Annotated in this window: 19 protein-coding genes and 2 pseudogenes; 5 read left to right on the forward strand and 16 right to left on the reverse strand. The window is 40.1% G+C overall.

The window, feature by feature from the left end:
• Positions 1-5: 5 nt before the first annotated feature.
• The 6 genes from B6D67_RS09405 to B6D67_RS09430 form a co-directional block, all read right to left on the reverse strand.
• Positions 6-2,423, reverse strand: a complete 2,418-nt coding sequence (locus B6D67_RS09405; RefSeq protein ID WP_010922724.1) for a glycyl radical protein — start codon at positions 2,421-2,423, stop codon at positions 6-8.
• A 209-nt stretch (positions 2,424-2,632) separates the two neighbouring features.
• A complete protein-coding gene (locus B6D67_RS09410) occupies positions 2,633-3,937 on the reverse strand; it encodes a PTS sugar transporter subunit IIC (RefSeq protein WP_010922725.1) in 1,305 nt (434 codons plus the stop codon).
• A gap of 9 nt (positions 3,938-3,946) precedes the next feature.
• Positions 3,947-4,255, reverse strand: coding sequence for a PTS sugar transporter subunit IIB (locus tag B6D67_RS09415; RefSeq protein WP_002992103.1), 309 nt, complete (start codon positions 4,253-4,255; stop codon positions 3,947-3,949).
• A 27-nt stretch (positions 4,256-4,282) separates the two neighbouring features.
• Positions 4,283-4,603 carry a PTS lactose/cellobiose transporter subunit IIA gene (locus tag B6D67_RS09420; protein ID WP_002992105.1) on the reverse strand — a complete coding sequence of 107 codons (321 nt, stop codon included), beginning with the start codon at positions 4,601-4,603 and terminating at the stop codon, positions 4,283-4,285.
• A gap of 287 nt (positions 4,604-4,890) precedes the next feature.
• The gene (locus B6D67_RS09425; protein WP_002991275.1) at positions 4,891-5,871 is read right to left on the reverse strand and encodes a sugar-binding transcriptional regulator; all 981 of its coding nucleotides are present in this window, start codon (positions 5,869-5,871) and stop codon (positions 4,891-4,893) included.
• A gap of 15 nt (positions 5,872-5,886) precedes the next feature.
• On the reverse strand, positions 5,887-6,633 hold the full coding sequence (locus B6D67_RS09430; protein ID WP_002991277.1) for a DeoR/GlpR family DNA-binding transcription regulator: 747 nt from the start codon (positions 6,631-6,633) through the stop codon (positions 5,887-5,889).
• Positions 6,634-6,758: 125 nt separating this feature from the next.
• Here B6D67_RS09430 and B6D67_RS09435 point away from each other — a divergent pair, with 125 nt between their 5' ends.
• Positions 6,759-7,532: a glycyl-radical enzyme activating protein gene (locus B6D67_RS09435; protein WP_010922726.1), complete on the forward strand. Its 774-nt coding sequence runs from the start codon at positions 6,759-6,761 to the stop codon at positions 7,530-7,532.
• 236 nt (positions 7,533-7,768) lie between these two features.
• Here the strand turns inward: B6D67_RS09435 and secE are convergent, their stop codons facing one another.
• The 4 genes from secE to B6D67_RS09460 are packed head-to-tail and all read right to left on the reverse strand — an operon-like array spanning position 7,769 to position 10,915.
• The gene (secE, locus tag B6D67_RS09445) at positions 7,769-7,945 is read right to left on the reverse strand and encodes a preprotein translocase subunit SecE (protein ID WP_002982348.1); all 177 of its coding nucleotides are present in this window, start codon (positions 7,943-7,945) and stop codon (positions 7,769-7,771) included.
• A gap of 13 nt (positions 7,946-7,958) precedes the next feature.
• Entirely contained in the window at positions 7,959-8,111 is a 153-nt protein-coding gene (gene rpmG / locus B6D67_RS09450; RefSeq protein WP_002982344.1) for a 50S ribosomal protein L33, read from the reverse strand.
• Between the two features lie 48 nt (positions 8,112-8,159).
• On the reverse strand, positions 8,160-10,496 hold the full coding sequence (pbp2a, locus tag B6D67_RS09455) for a penicillin-binding protein PBP2A (RefSeq protein ID WP_010922727.1): 2,337 nt from the start codon (positions 10,494-10,496) through the stop codon (positions 8,160-8,162).
• Between the two features lie 38 nt (positions 10,497-10,534).
• Entirely contained in the window at positions 10,535-10,915 is a 381-nt protein-coding gene (locus B6D67_RS09460) for a RidA family protein (protein ID WP_002982339.1), read from the reverse strand.
• A 490-nt stretch (positions 10,916-11,405) separates the two neighbouring features.
• Here B6D67_RS09460 and B6D67_RS10460 point away from each other — a divergent pair, with 490 nt between their 5' ends.
• Positions 11,406-11,597, forward strand: coding sequence for a hypothetical protein (locus B6D67_RS10460; protein WP_002982334.1), 192 nt, complete (start codon positions 11,406-11,408; stop codon positions 11,595-11,597).
• Positions 11,581-12,492 (forward strand): RluA family pseudouridine synthase, encoded by a 912-nt coding sequence (locus tag B6D67_RS09470; protein ID WP_015056008.1) that lies wholly within the window; start codon positions 11,581-11,583, stop codon positions 12,490-12,492. The genes B6D67_RS10460 and B6D67_RS09470 overlap by 17 nt, the downstream gene beginning before the upstream one ends.
• Before the next feature lie 88 nt (positions 12,493-12,580).
• On the opposite strand, the gene B6D67_RS09475 is transcribed toward B6D67_RS09470, so the two are convergent.
• Complete coding sequence (locus tag B6D67_RS09475) at positions 12,581-14,221, reverse strand: zinc ribbon domain-containing protein (RefSeq protein WP_011285753.1); 1,641 nt, start codon at positions 14,219-14,221, stop codon at positions 12,581-12,583.
• Between the two features lie 246 nt (positions 14,222-14,467).
• Between B6D67_RS09475 and B6D67_RS09480 the strand changes: the two genes are divergently transcribed.
• Positions 14,468-15,964 (forward strand): C69 family dipeptidase, encoded by a 1,497-nt coding sequence (locus B6D67_RS09480; protein WP_010922730.1) that lies wholly within the window; start codon positions 14,468-14,470, stop codon positions 15,962-15,964.
• A 323-nt stretch (positions 15,965-16,287) separates the two neighbouring features.
• Positions 16,288-16,639 (forward strand): annotated as a pseudogene (locus B6D67_RS10465) (NUDIX domain-containing protein); the annotation flags it as partial.
• Here the strand turns inward: B6D67_RS10465 and B6D67_RS10585 are convergent.
• The 5 genes and pseudogenes from B6D67_RS10585 to B6D67_RS09510 all read right to left on the reverse strand — a co-directional run.
• Positions 16,616-16,916, reverse strand: a pseudogene (locus B6D67_RS10585) (helix-turn-helix domain-containing protein); the annotation flags it as partial. The pseudogenes B6D67_RS10465 and B6D67_RS10585 sit on opposite strands and share 24 nt — an antisense overlap.
• A gap of 250 nt (positions 16,917-17,166) precedes the next feature.
• The gene (gene groL / locus B6D67_RS09495) at positions 17,167-18,798 is read right to left on the reverse strand and encodes a chaperonin GroEL (protein WP_010922731.1); all 1,632 of its coding nucleotides are present in this window, start codon (positions 18,796-18,798) and stop codon (positions 17,167-17,169) included.
• Positions 18,799-18,833: 35 nt separating this feature from the next.
• Positions 18,834-19,124 carry a co-chaperone GroES gene (gene groES, locus B6D67_RS09500; protein WP_002991292.1) on the reverse strand — a complete coding sequence of 97 codons (291 nt, stop codon included), beginning with the start codon at positions 19,122-19,124 and terminating at the stop codon, positions 18,834-18,836.
• Positions 19,125-19,301: 177 nt separating this feature from the next.
• Positions 19,302-21,746: an ATP-dependent Clp protease ATP-binding subunit gene (locus B6D67_RS09505; protein ID WP_010922732.1), complete on the reverse strand. Its 2,445-nt coding sequence runs from the start codon at positions 21,744-21,746 to the stop codon at positions 19,302-19,304.
• Positions 21,746-22,207, reverse strand: a complete 462-nt coding sequence (locus B6D67_RS09510; protein ID WP_002982312.1) for a CtsR family transcriptional regulator — start codon at positions 22,205-22,207, stop codon at positions 21,746-21,748. Before B6D67_RS09510 ends, B6D67_RS09505 begins: the two co-directional genes overlap by 1 nt.
• Positions 22,208-22,378: the final 171 nt, after the last annotated feature.

Here is a 22,378-nt window from a genome sequence, read left to right on the forward strand (position 1 = left end):
TTCTCCTAAAGTGTGTGTTCTGTACGTTCAATAATGTCATCTTGGGTTGCTTTTGAGAGCACATTGAAGAAAGCTGAGTAGCCGGCAACACGGACAATGAGGTCGCGGTGCTTTTCAGGATGTTTTTGGGCATCAATCAAGGTTTCACGTGACACGACATTGTACTGGATATGATAACCGTGTAGGCGATTAAAGAAGGTACGAAGTAAGGCCATTAATTTCAGTTTGTCTTCTTCTTTGGCCAGGGTTTGTGGGTTAACTTTTTGGTTGAGTAGCACTCCTCCGACAATCTCATCTGTTGGTAATTTAGCAACAGATTTCAATACTGAAGTCGGGCCTTTTTTGTCCATGCTGTGTTCTGGTGAACAGCCTTCTGCTAGTGGTGTGCCTGCATGGCGACCGTCTGGTGTCGCCAAGGTCCCTTTTCCTTGTCCGACATTGGCTGAGATTGATGATGTCCCAGAATAGCGGATACCTCCGATTGGGCCACGGCCATACCGGGTATTTGGGTATTTGGCAATTTCATCAATGTAGGTGTCGTAAGCTTCGACGACTAAACTATCTGCGTAGTCATCATCATTACCATATTTTGGTGCGTCATTGATGAGCATTTGGCGGATGTCTTCTCCGCGTTCTCCAGCAAAGTCACTTTCAAGGGCCTTCCAGAGTTCCTCTGGGGTCAAGCGACCTTCTTCAAACACTAATTTTTTCAGCGCTGCTAGGGAGTCTGATAGGTTGGCAATACCAACTTGAAGGCCTGAGATATAGTCGTAAACAGCTCCGCCTTCTTTTAAGGTCTTGCCACGACCGATACAATCATCTGTCAAGGCTGAGCAAAGAATATCTGGTACTTCACGTTCAAGACCGAGGTCAATGGCATTTTCAACAATGACGCTCATGCGGGTAATTTCGCGCAGGGTGGCATCCCATGCTGCTTTTAATTCTTCATAAGAGGTCATGTCTTTGAAGTGACCGTGTCCTTTTGCAAAGCGCTTGCCTGATGCTGGGTCAATCCCGTCATTCATGGTAATCAGCAAGATTTTAGGGAAGTTGATGTAACTCATCCCCGTGCAACGGTAGCCCCATTTTCCAGGAACTGCTGTTTCCACACAGCCAATGGCTGAGTAATCATAAGCATCTTCTTCTGAGACACCTTTTTTGATGAAAGATGGAATGATGATTTCATCGTTGTTCATGGCTGGCATACCAAAACCAAGTTTCATGACCTCGATACATTCGTTCATAAAGGTATTGTCTAGGCCTTTGTGGTAACGAACAGTCAAGTTAGGTTGTGGCAATTTGGTTTGAGCCACACTCCGTAGGACAAGGTAAGACAGTGGGTTGACCGCATCTTTTTTATCGCGTGTTTGACCGCCGATTGTCACGTTTTGGTAAAGTGGACTACCTGCTGATGAGAAGGTGTGGGCTTGGCTCCGTACTTTATTAATGGTCAAGGTCTTAATCCAGAGGTTGGTCAAACGTTCAACAATTGTGTCTTCTGTTTCACGGCCAGCCTCCAAATCAGCTTTGACATAAGGATACATGTACTGGTCAAAGCGGCCATAAGATAGGGAATGCCCATTTGATTCAATTTGCAAAATACACTGAATGAACCAGACAGATTGCACAGCCTCTGCAAAGGTTTTCGCTGGTTCGTAAGGTACTTTATCACAAATGCGCGCGATGTCTAACAATTCTGCTTGACGTTCTGGTTTAGCCGTTTTTGCTAGTTCTCTAGCCAACTTGGCATAGCGTTTAGCATAAGTTTTGACTGCATCAATGACAATAAAAACAGAGTCGTAAAAATGGTATTTGTCAATGTTTTCAGGAATGGTCAAATCAAGCGCAGCTTTGGCAGCTCGTGCCCGTTCTTCAAATCCCTTTAAGCCATGCTCCAAGAGTTTTTGGTAATTAACCGCTAAATGAGCATCCCCAGAGTTCATCTTGCCTTCCATGCCAAAGAAACCTGTTTCCATGTACACTTGCACTTCTTCTGGTAGCAAGACACCGCAGCGAGCACGCAGGTTATTGTTTTCCCAGAATGGGGCAATGTCTCGGAGCTGTTGCTTGGTTTCTTCGGTAATGTAGAAGACATCCCCATCTCGTTTTTCAAAAAGATCAAGTTCGTTGAGGACAAATTCCAGAGTGTATTCTGGGAAAATCGGTGCATCCTTGTTTGAAGAGGCTTGGTTACCAGCAATGAGGCTTTCATCCTCAATATAGATGGTCATGTTTTCCAAAATAGTTTGAAGCATGTAAGCGCGTTTGAGGTTTGCTGGCTTATTTTGGTGTTTTTGATAGGCTTCAGTGGCTAAAATAGCACGCTCAGCATCAATATAAGGTTTCTTGTCTAACACAGCTTCACGATAGTGAGTCATTCTGTCTGTTAAATGTCCAAAATAAGGGCTTTTTGTTTCAGTCATGCGGGGTCTCCTTCTTTCTTACGAAATTATAAACGTTTCTTTCGTAACTATTTTATCATATATTAGGACTTTTGCGTATCCTTAACCATAAGAAGAGATAGTCACTTTATTTTGCACTATTGTGCAATATAGGCCTGATAAGTCGTTCTTCTTTTTCTAAAAAACCACCTCTAACTGGAGATGGTCTCAAGAATTTGGTGGACGCTAAATCATGACTCTTCACTAGCTTGTTCATTTTGATAAGCCATATTATCTTGGATTTTAAAGAATGGGAAGTACACCAACGTTGACATGATGAGTATAAGAATTTGCACAATAGCTCCTTGCCAGCCACCAACCATGAACCCTGAGATAATGGCTGGTGTTGACCACGGAAGGGTCACTCCTGCAAAGGGCTGCATGAAACCAATAGCAATGGCGCCATAAACTGTGAGAGCTGCCAAGACCGGAACCAAGATAAATGGCAAGAACATGACTGGATTCATCACAATTGGAAAACCAAAGACGACTGGTTCATTAACATTAAAGAGGGCTGGGAAGGCTGCAACCTTGCCTAAAGCCTTGTATTGTTTGGATTTAGCCGCAAAGATCATAGCTACCACTAAACCAAAGGTAATGCCAGAACCTGATAGAATCAAGAAAGAGTCTAAAAATTGTTGGGTTACAATATGGGCACCCTTGTCTAGGGATAACTCACCTGCTGCCATCAAGGCCTTATTGGCATCTAGATTTGATAAGAGAAGAGCAGTGACAATTCCATTGACCACAGATTGCCCATGCACGCCAAACCACCAAAGAAAGGAAATAAAGAAGGCAATACCTAGTGCGCCATAAAGAGAACCCGTTAACCCTTGCAGCGGTACCTGAATGACATCATAAATCATTTCAATAAAGGTGCCACCACCTGTTACTGACTTGGCAATAATATACACAAGCATTGACAAGGTAAAGATCACAAAGGCTGGAATCATGGCTTCAAACTGTTTGGCGATGGCTTGTGGCACTTGATCTGGCATTTTAATGACGATATGACGACGGATAAATGTTGTGTAAACAGCTCCGACCGTTAAACCAATCACAATAGCACCAATAATCCCTTGACCACCAAACCAAACCTTACTGATAGCATCTCCAATAGCTTCACCTTCTGCTGGAACATAAGATGATCTCAATAAAATAAAGAAGGCTGACAAGGATAGAACCCCTGAAGGGAGAGGTTCAACACCTGAGTTTTTAGCATAAGAATAGCCAATTGCAAAACAGGAAATCAACCCCATAATAGCAAATGTTCCATGGTAAACCTGCATAAAGGGTTCTGTCCAGTCAGCACCAAACACACTAGCAATGGCATCATTAACCCCTTGGAAAGGAATCTGCCCAGCAATCAGGAAAAGACTCCCCACAACGGTCAAAGGTAAAATGGCTAACATACCGTCTTTTAAGGCAATGATGCCGCGCATATTCACAAATGTCATGATTGGCTTGATGATGTTTTGCATATTCATTTTTGCCATGATTGACTCCTATTCTTTAACAAGGCTAAGGGCTAAATCAAGCACCTTGTTGCCGTCTAACATTCCATAATCAGCCATTGGGATAACTGCAATAGGGATATCATTGTCTTTACAAATAGCTTCTGATTTATCCAGAGTATAGGCAACCTGTGGGCCTAAAAGTGCCACATCAAGTAATGGTGCATAGTCCGCTAATTTCCCTTGAGCATAGGCTTCAATCTGACAATCAATGCCTTTTTTTTCAGCAGCTACTTTCATGTTGTTCACCAACATACCGGTTGAAAATCCTGCTGCACAAAACAATCCAATTTTAATCATGTCAATCTCCTTTTTAGTCATGAAAACTTATTTAGTTGCCAATTCTTTACGAAGGTCAATAATCTCTTTGATGAGATTAATTTCTGTAATGGTCGTCATCAAGTGATCCTGTGAGTGAACAAAAAGAGCTGTAATCTCTGACTTATTACCACTAGCTTCTTGGGCAAGAAACTGGGTCTGTAAATTGTGGGCTTCTAATAAGGCATCATCTGCTAAGGCCATTTCTTTTTCACTAGTGGCATAATCGTCCTCTTTAGCACATTTCAGAGCTTGGTAGATATGTTGTTTGGCATCGCCTGCATTTAAAATTAAGCCCATAATGATTTGGTCTGGTACAATAACTTGCATTGGTGTCTCCTTTTTTTCTTTTTCATGTGATGTAACGGCAATGAGTCTTTTTTTCGAAGGTGATGTTATTGTGTTTGTAATCGTTTACATTTCGTTGGTAAGTTTATTGTATCATTTTTGTTTTTAGGGTCAATATATTTTGTGCTATATTTTGGTTAATGCACTTTTGTGCCAATACATTAACTGCACATTTGAGCAATCTCTGTTTTATCAACACATCAAACAAAAAAAGCCCTGACCGTTTGGTCTTGGGCCTCTATAAATATCATAGTATTTTTGAATTTCTATTAAAGAAGAACGTTATTAAGATCAATATCTTCATCTAACGCTAAAACAGCTAGCATGGTCTCTTTATCCGTCACTAGATAATTGATAAAACCTGCTTTTAAGGCTGCCAATATTGCCTTAGCCTTGTGTTTACCTGTTGCAACAGCCATTGTTTTGGGGACACGCCTCAACTGTTCTAGTGAAATACCAATAGTTCGATCCTGTAGGCCAGTGTAAACTGGCTGACCTGCCTGATCAAAGAAACGGCAACAAACTTCACCAACGGCTTTTTCATATTTGAGTTGGTCATGATCTGAGCTGGTTAATAAATCACGCCATTGGCTCTGCTCAAGGCTATTAGGCTCCCCACCAATTCCTACTAAGGCAAGATCTAACTGGTCCCAGCTTGTTAAAATGTCGTTAAAGTATTTAGATTGTAAGATTCCCTTAGCCAAGTGTTTGTCTTCTTGAATGACCATAGCGTTCATAAAAGCGCTATTACCATGAAAGATGCGAGCCAAGCGGTAAACCAGGGTATTGACATGGTATTTGGCATTAATATGGCTAGGTCCTCCTGCCAAAGGATAAATAAACACATCTTTCATCGCTTTTGGATTTAACTCATCCATCAAGCAAGAAAGAGTCGCTCCCCAGGACAGACCGATCTTATCGCCATCTTTAACAACATGTCTAAAAACCTCAGCTGCTGTTTTAGCAACATTTGTCAAGGTATCCATTGGGGTATCTTCAACCTGGTTGGGCACAAGGTCTAGTTTTTCCAAGCCATACTGCTGTCGCACGTATTCTTCTAAAGCAAATAAATCAGCATCATAGTCGGCAATTTCAATCCGAACAATGCCTTCTTCCTTGGCTTTTGCTAACATCCGACAAACCGTTGTTCGGTAGATATTCATTTCCTTTGAAATCAAGGTTTGGCTCTTGCCTTGAACATAATGCAAGTAAGCCACCTTGGCAAGGAGCCGTCTGCGTTCTTCTTTCATCTAGCCACCTATTTTCTAAGAAACAAAATCAAGAACAAGACCACTAGCACTTAATAACTCTTGTGTTTGCTTGTCTAGTGCTTGGTCTGTAATGACGCGATTGACATCAGCTAATGACAACTGGTGTACCAGACTGGTTTTTGAAAACTTGCTGGAATCGGTCAGAATCACCACTTCCTCAGCAGCATCTGCCATGTAACGCACCCCTTCTGAGCGCATCATGTCCTTGCCCATAAAGCCAAGATCTTTGTTGAAACCGTCTGTTCCAACAAAGACACGATTGACATGAAAAAGGGATATCATTTCTTTCAATAAAGGACCAACAGTCACCTCTGAATTGGGCTGGTAATAACCGCCCAGTAAAATGATTTGACAGCTACTATATTGACGAATGTAGTTGGCAATGAAGCACGAATTGGTAATGACTTTAATATTTCGTTTGGTCTGGCAAAGCACTTCTGCCAAAAGGGCACAGGTTGAGCCAGATTCAATCATAATGGTATCGTTGTCTTGTACCAATTCAGCTGCTTTTTCTGCAATCCGTCGCTTTATGTTGTAATTGTAGGACAAGCGTACATTGAGGTCATCGCCACTGTTTAGCACCGCATAGCCATGTTCCCGTCGCAACAAGCCCTTACTTTCAAGCTTATCAAGGTCTTTTCGAATGGTTACTTTCGAAACGTCTAATTGCTCTGATAAACTGTTAACATCTATTTTTTTCTTCTGGGAAACCAGTTGAATAATACGTTCTAATCGATTCATCATTCACCTCCCTTTCATTGTACCAGTTATTTTCTTAAAAGAAAAGGGATATTTACTTTCATTCGTAATTGATTTATTTACGTTTATCTGGTATGATAGTTTTACAACGAAAGGAATTCACACTTATGACTGATCGCGGTATTGTTTTCAACATCCAACATTTTAGTATTCATGACGGTCCTGGTATTCGGACAACCGTTTTTTTAAAAGGTTGCCCCTTGAGATGTCCATGGTGTGCCAATCCCGAATCCCAACAAAAAGCGCCTGAGCAGATGTTAACAAGTGATGGGCTTAATACTAAAATAGTTGGAGAGGAAAAAACCGTGGACGAGGTGATCGAAGAAGTCCTTAAAGACCTTGATTTCTACGAAGAGTCAGGTGGGGGCATGACCCTGTCAGGGGGGGAAATCTTTGCTCAGTTTGACTTTGCCTTAGCCCTGTTAAAAGCAGCCAAAGCAGCAGGTCTTCACACCGCAATTGAAACCACCGCCTTTGCCAAACACGAGCAATTTGTCACCCTTGTTGACTACGTGGACTTTATCTATACCGATTTGAAACATTATAATCAGCTCAGACACCAAAAAGTGACTGGGGTTCGTAATGACTTGATTATCAAGAATATTCATTATGCCTTTCAAGCTGGAAAAGAAATCGTCTTGCGCATCCCTGTTATTCCCCAATTTAATGATTCCCTAGACGATGCTAAAGCCTTCTCAGAGCTCTTTAATCAGCTTGAGATTGACCAAGTGCAACTGTTACCTTTCCATCAATTTGGAGAAAACAAGTACAAACTTCTAGGTAGGGAGTATGAGATGGCTGAGGTCAAGGCTTATCATCCCGAAGATTTAGCAGACTATCAGGCTGTTTTCCTCAACCATAATATTCATTGCTATTTTTAATGTGCTAAGCAAGTGAGGCCAGGCTGTTTATGCGTTGACTCTGTTACAAGCTAATTTAGTGCACTTGGTTTGGAGATCGTTGCTACATTGCCTTTACCTTTATGCTTTTTTAAAGCTCAAACCAGTATGGGCTTTAAAAAAGCTTACCAATCAGATTATTGATACTACAAAAAAGGCTGGGAATACTCCCAGCCTAGGCTTTTCCAAGCAAGCTTATCATTTCTACCAATCTTGACCTAGAATAAATTAATCAGTGCTAATACACTCTTTGCTAAGAGCTGATCAAAGATGTAGATAATCACCGTAAAGAAAGCTGTGTACTCAAGAACTGAGATAAAATCTTTCCAACGTTGTTTACGATTTGGCCATGTTGTGTCTTTTAAGACTTTAAAAGTCCCGCTAATGAATCCCATCAGGCTCTCCTTTTTAACGTGTTTCTTTGTGTAAGGTATATGTTTTGCAGTATTTGCAAAATTTATTTACTTCTAGACGTGTTGGTTTAGGCGTGCTACTCACTCCGATAGAGTAGTTACGACTGCCACATTCGACACACGCTAGACTCGCTTTTTTCTGTGCCATAACGCCTCCGTAACTATTATTTTAACACGATCTCTAAAATACTGCAAGCTATCTAAAATAGTCAACAATCTCTTTCCAAATAGATTGGGCTTTATCACGTAACCCTGACTGATCGACTGCTTTTGATAGTGATTGCGAAGCTTCTTGTGCTGATTTTCTTAAACCATCAATAATAGATTGAGTATCAACTCCTGATTGATTACCTGTTTCATTGACTCCATAAACAGCTGAAATACCATTTTGAGCGTAGGCATTATCTACATGAAATTGGCTGCCCTTGGTATAAGGCAAAATGTAAGATGCCTGAGTGCTAAAAATAGCTGAGGCCGTGCCTGCACTTGAATCCGTTAGATAATGATTTTCATCGGTCTGATTAAATCCTACCCATTGACTAATAACAACATCTGGCGTATAACCAATAACCCACTGATCGCCTGCTAAGTCGGGATTGAAGTTGGTTTCTGTCGTCCCTGTTTTACCAGCTAGTGTATAGCCATATACGTTAGCATTGACTGCTGTTCCATTTGAAAAGGTACCTAGCATCATGGCTGTCATCTTATCTGCAACAGACTGGCTGACAACACGTTTAGCCTTATCAGTAAAGGTTTTAAGCACTTCACCCCTGGCATTTTCAATCCGGTTAATCAAGTGCGCAGGATGGATTACTCCATTATTGGCAAAGGCAGCATATGCCTGAGCCATCTCCAATGGATTGGTTGTCACGCTGCCACCTAAAGCTACCCCCAACTCTTTTTTGGCAGAGCTCATATCTAACCCAAATGTTTTACCATAGGTAAAGGCTTTATCGATTCCGATATCGTTCAATGTAGAAACTGCTGGAATATTATAAGAGTTTGCTAATGCTTGATACATAGGAACATCTTCTGATTCATAATTTCCATAATTATGTGGCTGATAGCCATCGAAATCTTGAACGGTATTTGGTAGTTCTTTTTCAATTGACCATCCTGAAGCAACGGCTGGCGCGTAAACCACGAGTGGTTTGATTGTTGATGCGGGACTACGTTTTGCTTGAGTCGCATAGTTAAAACTTCTGAAAGTCGGATTTTCACTACTATTCACACGACCAATCAGACCTCTAACACCTCCTGTTTTAGGATCTAAAGCAACACTAGCTGCTTGAGCAGAGCTACCGTCATAAGCTGAAACAGGAAATAGTTCATCGTTGTTAAAAGTCGTCTGCATGCCAGTTTGGTAATTTTGATCTAGCTCAGTGTAAACTTTGTATCCATTATTAACAATGTCTTTTTCTGAAAGACCATAAGTTGCTATTGCTTCACTAATAACAGCATCAAAGTAGGATGGGTATTTGTAGTCATCTGTCTTACCAACATAAGTATCAGCTAAGCGATTTTTTAGCCCTACTGCTCTAGCTTGCTGAGCTTTTGTTTGGGTAATCTTTTTGGCATCAACCATCGCTCCTAAAACAGTATCTCTACGGTGAGTAGCATTTTTTAGAGAATGGTAAGGGTTATATATTTCAGGTCCTTTGAGCATACCTGCTAATGTGGCAGCTTCATCCAGTGTTAAGTTAGCAGCTGTGGTTCCAAAATATTTTTGACTGGCATCTTCAACTCCCCAAACTCCATTTCCAAAGTAGGAGTTGTTAAGGTACATAGTAAGAATATCTTTTTTACTGTATTTTTTGGTCAACTCTAACGCCAAAAAAAACTCTCGGGCCTTTCGTTTAATTGTCTGATCTTGTGAGAGATAAGCATTTTTAGCCAGTTGCTGTGTAATCGTTGAGCCACCTCCAAAGCGGCCCGCCGTAACTACCGCCAATAAGAAGCGTTTAAGATTAATACCGCTATTACTGTAAAAAGTCCTATCCTCAGTGGCAATAACAGCATTCTCAAGATCATCTGAAATAGCGTTGAGCTCAACATAACTCCCTTTTTGACCAGATAAACTGCCTGCATACTCTCCTTTGTGATCATAAATAACCGTTGTAGCCTTCAAGGCATCTTGTAAATCAGATACTTTAGCTGTTTTTGATAAGTAAAACAAGTATGATCCTAAGAGTAAGACAAGAGTTCCAATCAGAATCATTAGCAGTTTTCCGATGTGATAGCGGCGCCAAAAACGCCGAATTGGACGTTGAGGAGACGGCAAAACAGCTTCCAGCTTTTGCAACCAAGCGGGCCGACTTTTAGGGCTTCCTTCGTAGGCTCTACTGCGTTGCAGAGCTGTTGCAGGGTCTTGTTCTGAGTTTTTGGTAGCTGATGAGTCCAAATGATTGGCATTTGGCGAATACTGCTTTTGATTGTGTTGTGGCGTTAAACGCGTTTTTTGATGCATTAAGAATTGTTTTTCCTGATATGCTTTAGGAAAAAATTTCTTTTGTAAAAGTTCTAGAAATCTCATAACGTTATTATACCACTATGATCTTAAAGTAACCTTGATTAGGTCATCGAAATATGCTTTGAATAAGCCACACCATCCACTTGAAAGAGTAGTCCTTGTGGTCCACCGTGATGTGCAAATTCCGTTTGAATCGATTTTCGAGCAGGGTATCTGCCATTAAAGCGCTCTTTAATCATTTTTTCCATCACAGGTATGTTCCAAACGTCTCGAAATAGACAATCCATTTGAACAACTGCATCTAATGTGAGCCCCACCAATGCTAATCGGCGCTCCATCTCGTCAAAGGCTCCATTAATCTGACTTTCAATGTCTTGTCCAACATTGCCGACACAATAGTTTAAATAATAGAAATCTCCTGCTTCTACAAGGCCTGTATGCCCTCTATCTTCGTTAACATCATAACGTCTAATTGTTTTCATTGTTTTTCCTCTATTTTACGATTATGTTTTTATCACAATTATAACAATTTTTCTTAATATTTTATATTAAAAACCTTTGGTTGACTTCTTTTACGATAGAGAAATACCTATCATAAGGCCAAACTAATCCGTATTTTTCCGATACGTCGTTCAACCTCATGGGGTTGTTTTGAAAGAACATACCTGTTTGACTCATCGTCTTAGGTAACTATGTGTTGATAAGTTTTATCTTGCTATTTTTTATGACTGTTCCAACTTCGCAACACGTTAGTTGTTTTCTATTTCTGCGTTAGCACCTAGTTTCATATCATTTCTGTTACAAACTCTATCAAGAGGTCTTATTTAAGACACTTTCTTATTAGATGGATTAGCAAAATAACGTTTTTACCTTTTTGAGTGGCACGTTTTGATTAGAAACATGCTATAATAGCATTGAATTCCTTGCATTAATCAGGAGCTCACATTAAACATAGAAGGACGGGTTTAACCAATGAATAAATTCCAAGCTTTTAAAGAAACCTTATCCGCAGAAAGTCTAAAAGCCATTTACGATGAGACTCGCTTGGAGGTAGCTAATGACGAGCGTGAAGGTACTGAAGCTTTCTCTGCTGCTCTTGCCACCCAAATGGCTATCAACCTTGTTGAAAAATACCATAACTGGCTCAATGAAGACAACAAATAAACCATCAAAGGGGTTTACTGTCACACTGAAAAATCCCTTTGAAGAATTGACGGTCAAAGCATTATTAGAGGAACAATTGTTAATTCCCCGTAAAATTAGGCATTTTCTGAGAACTAAAAAACATGTTCTTATTAATGGTCATTCTGTTAACTGGCAAAGTTGTGTTAAATACGGTGATCAGGTCAAACTTTTTTTTGATCACGAAGATTATCCTGAAAAGATTATCGTGATGGGGCAGGCCGAAAAAGTAACCTGCCTTTATGAAGATGAGCACATCATTATTGTTAACAAACCTGAAGGGATGAAAACACACGGCAATGATCCAACAGAGTTGGCGCTGCTCAACCACGTGTCTGCTTACACGGGACAGACCTGCTATGTGGTTCATCGTCTGGATAAGGAAACAAGTGGGGCCATTTTATTTGCTAAAACACCTTTTATCTTACCAATCCTTAATCGTCTTTTAGAAAAACGAGATATCCATCGAGAATATTTGGCACTAGTTCACGGATCCTTAGACAGTCCTAGGGTAACTTACCATCATCCAATTGGTCGTCATCGACATGACCGCAGAAAACGTGTTGTCGATCCGATAAATGGCAAGAAAGCTATTACTGAGGTAACTCTAGTCAAAAACTTCCACAAAACGGCAAGCTTACTCACTTGTCAATTACAAACTGGACGGACTCATCAAATTCGAGTCCATTTAGCCCATCAAGGTCATGTTTTATTTGGTGATCCTTTGTATTCCAATGGAAAAAAAGATTGTGCTCGACTGATGCTCCATGCTTATCAATTACGTTTGAAACACCCTCTAACCCAAGAAGACATTTGCGTGCAAGCTAAATCAGCTACATTTGACGCAGTCTTAAACGCTCAAAAGGCTAGGAAATAATCTCCTAGCCTTTTGAGTTTATCTGTTTTCATAGCACTGTATTTGAGCGATAACATTGTTTCTACTGTTCTTTGTGGCTTTGCATCCTTTATGGTTGCTTTTGCAAAGTTACTCCCGAAAGTGGCTTGGTATAATCAAATTCATGTGTTAATGCTGCCTGCCACACCACTGGAGAGGCTGTTTTACCAGATATTTTGAAACCATAAGCATATTTGACATTTGCACCCCCCAATCCTCCTTCTGGAACTAAGGCGCTTATGTCACTTCCAGGATCTGGCGTATAAAGATAAAAACCATTGCCTTTGTCTTCAACTTTACTAATTTTAGCTGTCCGAGTTTCTTTAGAACGGTTGCCTTTTTGATCTTCAACTTTAGTCGTAATTGTTCCATCTGATGCTAGAGACATATGGATGCTCAAACCATTGGCTTGGCCTGTCCACGTTCCCAAAATAGACTCAGGAAAGACAGATGGCGCTTTGAGTTGATTGTCCTCTTTAACAACAGTAATATTTTTGGAGCCGGACTGGCTGATAAGGTAATGCTGTCCAACTTTTTTTACAGTCACTTTTCCAGTCAAGTCTTGATTAATATGTCCAGAGGTATGCTGCTCAGGATCTGTTGACTTGTCATACAAAAATTCGTAGGTAGCTGTGAAATCAAGCACGTAAGTTGTTTTACCCACTTGAGTCATTGTTGTCAAAAGGATAGATGGAATATTGAGACGGCTGGCTTTTCTTGTATCTGTCTGAAATTTCGCTTTTATGGACTCTTTCAATCCCCTATAAAATGCGTTGCTAGACCCTGCCTCAAAGACGCTACGTAAGTTAGATGAGTCTTGACCTGTACTGAGGTAGTGCATCAGCTGATCAAAAGCTGATACTAATAGCTCCCCTGCCTTGTCCTCTTCTAAAAGATCTGTAACTAAAATCTCCAGGGTTGCTCCTTCTTCAACATCAGCTAGAGCATATTTTTGTGATCTTAACTCACCATCTGGGAATGTTGTTTTCATATAAGCTTGTGCGTTTTCTGTAACAGGGTAATCTTCTACTTGTAATTGACCATCTTTTAATGTGCCAATATGGTTATCATCGAAGTAAAGATCTCCTTGCTTAGCATTGCTTGTTACCAAAAAAGTTCTAAAAGACACACTCAAATCTAGCACGGGATTATCACCATCATATGATTTGTTGACTTTAATGTTTCGCCCGTTGTGTTTGCCTCTGATACTTGCGGTATATTCTGCCGTTGGTAGCCGATCAAGCTTGACTGAGAACTGTTCTGAATCAGAAACAGCAACTTTTTTTTGATTTAAAAGAACGTCTGCTTGAGGCACATTCGTTTTTATCGTTAAATCCATGGGTTTTATGGCAATCCGATAATCAGGAAAAATCCAAAAACGACGACCAACAGACTTTACTTGAACGGCACTATCTTGACTAGCGGCTTTTAAATCCTGCTTTTTTTGCCTCAATTCTTTCTGACTATACCTTCTAAACTTAGTATACATCGCCTCGTCATTTGTGATCTGCTCATTAGTATCATCCCAGACTAGATATGCTTTGATATTCTCAAAAACTGGTCCTGATTGGGCCGATCGAGCTTTAAGATAGGCATTAATACAATGATTTTTAGAGTAGTAAAAGGCACCACCGATCAGGAATAAAAAAAGGCTAGTTGCAGCTATTATAGTTATTTGTTTTAGTTTCTTATGATGAAATGGTTTGGTCATCAACAGACCCCAACTTTCTATGTTTTTCTTTACTATTATATCATAAATGGCTAATGGATTTTCGAAGAAACCTAGATAGTTCACTGCCTATACATTTTTAGGGGCCGTTAAGCCAAAATTCAAGAGAGAATTCTCATAATATTTAGATAGCTAACAATTTCAAAACACTTCATAAAAGACTTGAATTTTTAAAAAGAGCATTTTATAATGTCTGTGAAAGCGTTATCGTTTACTAGGAGGATTCGCATGATAAACAAAAAAATATCACTTGGAGTTTTAAGTATTCTGACAGCCTTTTCGCTTCAAAGTGTTAGTTATGCTTGTACTGGTTTTATTATTGGCAAAGATTTAACCAAAGACGGTTCTCTTCTTTATGGTCGAACAGAAGATCTTGAGCCACACCATAATAAAAATTTCATTGTACGTCTAGCAAAGGACAATCCTGCTGGCGAAAAATGGAAAGACCTCTCTAATGGTTTTGAGTACCCGTTGCCTGAGCATTCTTATCGCTATAGTGCGATTCCTGATGTAACACCTAACAAAGGCGTTTATGACGAAGCTGGTTTTAATGAGTTTGGCGTCTCTATGTCTGCAACAGTATCAGCTTCAGCTAATGATGCCATCCAAAAAATTGATCCTTACGTCAAAAATGGCTTAGCGGAATCATCTATGACCAGTGTCATTTTACCAAGTGTCAAAACAGCCCGTGAAGGTGTCGCATTGATCGCTAAAATAGTCACTGAAAAAGGAGCTGCTGAAGGAAATATTGTTACCTTGGCTGACAAAGACGGCATCTGGTACATGGAAATTCTCTCTGGTCACCAATACGTTGCCATCAAATTCCCAGATGATAAATACGCTGTTTTTCCAAATACCTTCTATCTCGGACATGTCGATTTCAATGATAAGGAAAATACGATTGCCTCAGAAGATGTGGAAAAAGTCGCTAAAAAAGCCAAATCTTATACCGAAGTTGATGGTAAATTTCATATTGCCAAATCTTACAATCCACCACTAAACGATGCCAACCGCTCTCGCTCTTTCTCAGGGATTAAATCACTTGACCCTGATTCAAAAGTAACTTATAAAGACAGCAATTATGAGTTGCTCCAAAGCACTGATAAGACCTTCAGTCTAGAAGATGCGATGAAACTGCAACGTAATCGTTTTGAGGGGCTGGATCTTAAACCACTTGATCAGATGGCATTAGACGGTAAGGGTAAACCAAAATCCAAAAAAGCTGTTAAAGGTTATGCTTATCCCATATCAAATCCTAATGTCATGGAAGCTCATATTTTCCAACTGAAAAAAGACATCCCTGCTGAATTGGGTGGTGTCATGTGGCTATCTATTGGCAGTCCTCGTAATGCCCCTTACTTGCCATACCTTGGCAATATCAGTAGAACCTATGAAGCCTATCAAGAAAAAAGCACCCAATATAACGATAAGTCATGGTATTGGACGGTGTCACACATTAATGATCTCGTGGCTGCTCATCCAAAACCATTTGGAACTAAAGTGATTGATGAGATGAAAGGCTTGGAAAAAACCTGGATAGCCGAACAAGACAAAAGCACCAAAGAAATCAGTGACTTAGTCGTCAGTGACCCCAAAGCTGCTCAAGAAAAAGCTGATAAGATTTCACTAGATCGCGCTGAAAAAACCTTCAAACGCTTAAAAGCTATTGAAGCCAAGTTGGTTAAAGAAAAACCCAAAAACAAGAAAGGCTTGAATAGATCATAATACCATAACCCAAAAAAGCTTGTATCAACAAGTTTCTCCATAACTAGAGCTGAAGTCAAAAAATAAGGTCTCACACTTTGTGAAACCTTATCGGTATAGGAGGGGTGAATAAGATGGGAATCGGGTTGAGATAGCATTAGTTTAAGACGATACTTCTACAACCAAATACTTATCCTATTAAGGAATGACATTAGTATACTAGATAAGACTTAAAGAAACCTTAAGCCAAAAAAACAACAAGAAACCTCTTTCACCCCTTTTTTCTTATACTATACTAAAAGGTGGTGAATCTGGTGATAGCAACGGTTAGAGACTGGGGCAATATGTGTGTCAAACATAACGATATGATTTTATGACTCCATAGACAACACGATAACTTCCCAGGATGGGTCCAGCCAGAAGGTAAAGTCGAGCCCTGCGAATCTTTCTTTGAAGCGGCTTTATGAGAACTAAAAGAAGAGATAGATCTGACAGCTTTAAACCTTCAATTAAAGGGTATTTCTAGCTTTATCCAGCCTGACAAAAAAAGAGGGCTATGTCTATTATGACTTTCTATGTGAATCCTTTGAAGGAGAGCTACTGACAGAGTCGCGTGAGGGACTCCCAAAATAGCATGCCATAGCAGACTTAGACATGCTGGATATGCCAAAAGATATCCGTGAACATCTCCTTCTTATCAGTTGATGCTAGTTGAGCATGAAGTAACTGCTTCAAGCCATCACTATCTTGAATTGTGTTGTCACGATGAAAATCATGGACAGCATACATAAACTCATCAATGGGCATGTTACTTTCATCCAAAATCAGCATAAATGTCGATATGGTTAAGTCCGTCTCCCCTTTTTCGAAACGCGACAGCTGAGAGGTTGATATACCAGCCTTTGCGACATCTTTTAATCGTAATCCCTTTGATTCTCTAAAGGTTTTTTAAAATCTCTCCAAAATGATTCATCACAGACCTCCAACACCCATATATGGGAATAACTTTTCATTGACTCCATGATAGCACATGACAAAGAAAAACAATGTATTTTCCAATACATTAAAAGTCTGTAACCACAAAGATTGGCATTTTATATCACAACTAAAAAAACAAAGATGGGATATCATGAGTCGAAATCCAATCTTTGTTCTTTTTTCATAGTAAGAAGCAGACCTTTAGTCTCAACTTCTTTTTCATAATCCTTAATGCTATAGAGAGCTTAGAAGCCGCCCATCATTCCTGGATCCATACCTGCTGGCATTGCTGGCGCTGGCGTAGCTGGTTCAGGTTTATTAGCAACAACTGCTTCTGTTGTCAAAATAAGACTAGCTACAGAAGCTGCATTTTGAAGCGCTGATCGTGTTACTTTGACAGGGTCAATGATTCCTGTTTTAATCATATCAACCCACTCACCTGTTGCAGCATTAAATCCTGTTCCTGCAGGGCTGTTTTTCAACTTGTCAATAACTACGGAGCCTTCGTACCCAGCATTTAAAGCAATTTGACGTACAGGCTCTTCTAGAGCACGAAGCACAATGTTACGTCCAGTAGCATCATCGCCCTCAAGCTCAAGAGCTGCTACTTTTTCAATAACCGTAATAAGTGCTGTTCCACCACCAGCAACGATACCTTCTTCAACGGCTGCACGTGTAGCATTTAGAGCATCCTCAATGCGAAGTTTCATTTCTTTTAAAGCTGTCTCTGTTGGAGCTCCTACTTTGATAACAGCTACACCACCAGCTAATTTCGCCAAACGTTCTTGTAGTTTTTCACGGTCAAAGTCAGAAGTTGTTGTTTCTAATTGCGATTTAATCAGTGCAATACGGTTAGCAATAGCTTCTGAACTTCCTGAACCTTCAACAATTACTGTGCTATCTTTATCAACTGTAATCTTAGCAGCCTGTCCAAGGGCTGTCATTGTAGCATCTTTTAATTCAAGTCCTAGATCCTCTGTAATCACTGTACCACCTGTCAAGATAGCAATGTCTTCAAGCATAGCTTTACGACGATCACCAAATCCTGGCGCTTTGACAGCAACCACATTGAAAGTACCACGAATCTTGTTCAAGACAAGGGTTGGAAGTGCTTCACCATCCACATCATCTGCAATAATGAGTAATGGACGGTTGGTTTTAAGAACTTCCTCAAGTAGTGGCAAAATGTCTTGGATGTTTGACACTTTTTTATCCGTGATTAAGATAAATGGGTTTTCAAGGTCTGCAACCATTTTTTCATTGTCTGTGACCATGTATTGAGACAGGTAACCACGGTCAAATTGCATGCCTTCAACCACTTCAAGTTCTGTTTCCATACCTCGAGATTCTTCGATGGTAATCACACCATCGTTGCCCACACGCTCCATAGCTTCTGAGATATACTCTCCAACTTTTTCAGAGCGTGATGATACTGCAGCGACCTGAGCAATAGCTTCCTTGCCAGATACAGGTTGAGCAATGGCTTTCAAGGCTTCAACAGCTGTTGCTGTTGCTGTTTCAATGCCTCGACGGATACCAATTGGATTAGCACCTGCTGTCACATTTTTTAGTCCTTCATGAACAATGGCTTGTGTCAAAACTGTTGCAGTAGTCGTCCCATCACCAGCAATATCATTGGTTTTAGAAGCCACTTCAGACACCAATTTTGCTCCCATGTTTTCAAAATGATCTTCTAATTCGATCTCTTTAGCAATGGTTACCCCGTCATTAGTAATTAAGGGAGAACCAAAAGCTTTTTCAAGAACAACATTGCGCCCTTTAGGACCAAGCGTTACTTTGACGGTATCTGCTAACATATCAACTCCGCGCACCATGGCAGCACGCGCATCTGCTGAAAATTTAATATCTTTTGCCATATTCAATCCTTCTTTCTATTTAGAGATTTGTCGTTTTATTTTGTAACAATAGCAATGATGTCAGATTCACGGATGATAGAAACTTTCTCATCATCTACGGTTACTTCTAAATCATGCCCATTTTCAACTAAAACCTCTTGACCCACTGAAACTGAAGGTAGCACGCTATCACCTGTAATAGTGCGAACACCCGTTTCACTGACAGCGAGGACTGTCGCTTTTCGTGTTGACTCTTTATGAGTGCCTGCAAGGACAAAACCACCGACTGTCTGCTCTTTTTCATCATCAAATCTTACGACCACACGGTCACCTAATGGTTTTAACATGAAATTTTCCTCCAATAAAAGAATCTTTAGTAAAGTTAGCACTCATGTTCATCGAGTGCTAACTTTATATTCTATTTTATCACTTGGTCAAAAATAGTCAAGAAAAAAGAAGTTATTTTTGTAAGAATAACCTCTTTTTTTGGTGACATCAAGGATGATCCACCTTTTATATGGAAATTAAGCTATGTGAAACGTTAATTTGCCATGTGATAATCCAATTTTTAGCGTATGCCCACTTGTCAATTCTCGAGAAAGAATAAGCTCTGATAGCTTATCTTCTATCTCAGTTTGCAGCGTTCGACGTAATGGTCTTGCCCCCATATGCTCATCATAGCCGACCTCGGACAAATGTTTCAAGGCCAAAGGCTGAATTTTAAGGGTAATACCTTTTTCTGCCAATGTAGTAATCAGGGGCTGTACCATGATTTTAACCACATCGCGCATGTTATCTTGGGTCAGACTATGAAAGACCACTTTTTCATCAATACGATTGATAAATTCTGGGCGGTAAGTTTTTCTTAATTCTTCTAAAATACGTTTCTCCATAGCTTGATGGTCTTGGTGAATGTCTTTGACCCCAAAACCGACCGTTTTATCATCGCGCAGGGCTGTTGCGCCAAGATTGCTGGTCATGATAATAATAGTATTTGAAAAATCGACCTTACGCCCACGACTATCAGTCAATATACCATCATCTAATACTTGAAGGAGAACGTTAAAAATATCAGGATGTGCTTTTTCCACTTCATCAAAAAGCAAGACTGAATAAGGTTTATTTCTAACTTTCTGTGTCAGTTCACCTCCTTCATCATAGCCGACATAACCAGGAGGTGCTCCATTAAGCCTAGACGCTGCGAATTTTTCCATGTACTCAGACATATCAAAACGAATAAGCGCTGCTTCATCATCAAAGAGAACTTCTGCAAGGGCCTTTGCTAGTTCTGTCTTACCTACTCCTGTTGGGCCAAGAAACATAAATGATCCAATAGGACGTTTTCCTGTTCGAATACCTGACTGATTACGACGAATGGCTCTTGAAATAGCCGTAACAGCAGCATCCTGACCAATCACACGCTTATGCAGTTCTTTTTCTAAATTGAGGTATTTTTTACTATCAGCTTGCGTCAGTTTTTCAAGTGGAATTCCCGATAACTTACTCAAGGTTGCCAAAATATCATCTTCTGTCACCGGTGTTGGTTTTCTCATCTGACCTTTTGCTTCTTTAGCTAAGAGGCGAGATACTTTTTTCATATCACCATTGATAAGAGCTTGGTCTATTGGTGTTAAAGTCTCAGGTGCTGATTTTTTCACCATGTTTTGCACAGCAGCACTAGCTTCATCTAGTAAATCGATAGCTGAATCAGGGAGATTTTTACTGGTTAAATAACGGTGTGCCATTTTTACAGCTGTTTTAACTGCCTCATTTGATATCGAGACATTATGGTAGGTCTCATAAGATAATTTTAGGCCCATCAAAATCTGATAAGCATCTTCTGTATTAGGTTCTTCAATTAATATTTTAGCAAAACGACGCGAAAGAGCTGCATCTTTTTCAATATGTTTTTGGTATTCTTCTTGAGTTGTTGCTCCAACCATATGAAGAGTGCCGCGCGATAATGCTGGTTTTAAAATGTTAGCCGCATCAAGTGTACTGTCAATACCACTGCCAGAACCCATAATAGTATGTAGTTCATCAACAAAAAGAATAATCTGACCATCAGCTTCAATATCATCAATGATTTGATTCATGCGCTCTTCAAAATCCCCACGAAAACGGGTTCCTGCTACCACACTCATCATGTCTAATTCTAGGACACGCATCTCCTTAAGTTCATAAGGAATAGCGCCATTTGCAATCCGTTGAGCAAGGCCATAAGCAAGCGCAGTTTTACCAACACCTGCATCACCTACCAAGACAGGATTGTTTTTCGTTTTACGACTTAGTACCTGAATCATACGAGATACTTCTTGGTCACGTCCAATCACCGATTCTAACAAACCTTGTCTTGCCATTTCAGTCAAATCTCTTGTGAAATCACTCAACTCACCAGCTGTACTTGGTGGCTTCATCATATCTGAAAAGGTCCCTTGTGTTTTCGTTTTTTTAGGCTTACGTAGTTCGTGAATAGCCTTGATCATTTCCTTACTGTAACCTGCATGACGTTCTATTGCTTTTCGCAAGTCAGCTAATCGCGGCTGCCCATTGCCGTTATCTTTTATCTGATAGCCAGCTATTTCTAACAAACGACTCGCCATAATATCTGGATTCAATAAAATAGCAAATAAGACATGCTCAGAGCCGACTTCTTGATCCCTAGTGATTTGGCTAATAGCCTGCGCAAAAGCTAACAAGTTAGTCAAAGTTTTAGATTGAGGTCTGAAGTCTACACGAGACAACTGTTCTTTAGGGGTTTTGCCCATGGCTAAAATAGCTGCAGCTTCATATTCTTCTATGGCGACTTGGGCATCATATTCACTTAAAATCATATTTGCTAAAGAATTATCTACAGCTACCATAGCTAACAAAACATGCCAAGTTTCCAGGCAATGGCTATCAAAGCGAGCAGCTTGGAACTGCGCCTGTCTAAAAATGTCTTGCATCTTCGTTGAATACATAATCATTAATTGCTTCCCTTTCTGTCAATTCGTTGCAATAAGCGATAGAGCATTCGTGCACGAATAGTTGAACCATCAGTTCCTAAAACATCATCAGACGCCACAGCCAAAATGATATTTCCCTCACGCTCTGTCAATAAGTGTTCGTCAAAAAGCAATTGTATCGAGTCCGTGAAAACTTGCTCACTGATACAGTCTTCAATAGTTGCCATTAAATTGCCAATCAGATGGTGTTTGTCTGAAAAATGAACCTTGGCAATACGAATATAGCCTCCACCACCTCGTTTACTCTCTACTTCATAGCCTCGACTCTCCGTAAAACGGGTTTTAATGACATAGTTGATCTGACTTGGGACAACTTGAAACGAATCTGCTAGCATGGACCGCTTAATTTCTGCTATTCCTGACTTAGCTAATAATTCTTTAATATACTCTTCAATGCTGTCTGAAGTATTTTTGGTTGGCATGCTGTCACTCCTTTGCTTGCGGGCTACTCTAAAAACTTAGTAGCACCACGTCAATACATTTTGACTAAAACTGACTATTATTATAACAAATACAAGACCTTAAACGCAACTCTTAATCATTAAAGGTAACTGGTAGAAATCAAAAAAGCAGTTGCTGTTTCCAACATCTGC

It is taken from the genome of Streptococcus pyogenes (assembly GCF_002055535.1).
GTDB classification, from domain to species: domain Bacteria; phylum Bacillota; class Bacilli; order Lactobacillales; family Streptococcaceae; genus Streptococcus; species Streptococcus pyogenes.